The following is a 321-nucleotide window of genomic DNA, read 5'->3' as shown; positions in this document are numbered from 1 at the left end:
AAATCTCTCCATCGAGCACAATCCCACAGCCAATTCCTTCATCGAAGAAAATATCCACAAAAGAACTCAGCTCTTTGCCATTTCCAAAAAAGCGCTCGGCTAAAGCGCCGCCATCCGCGTCATTTATCAGATAAGTTTTCCTATTGAAAGCGTCTTGCGCTATTTGTGCAACATTGAAGTTTTCCCAATCTGGTAACCCGCTTGGTGAGTATATAACACCGGCTTTTTCATCTATAGGCCCGGGGGCGCCAATGCCAATCGCATTTGGCTCAATGCCGTGTTCATGCGCCTTAGATAACATAATTTCGATAACTTTCAGTA

The 321-nt window shown here is 44.5% G+C and carries 1 protein-coding gene; it reads right to left on the bottom strand.

The window, feature by feature from the left end; all coding sequences use genetic code 11:
* The coding region (locus AC3LHT_RS10360; protein WP_488662835.1) for an ROK family protein at nt 1–321 on the bottom strand (321 nt) is incomplete at both ends.

The sequence above is a fragment of the Kosmotoga sp. genome, assembly GCF_982836095.1.
Note: the sequence above shows the minus strand (reverse complement) of the source record. Positions and strands in the feature narration are given on the sequence as shown.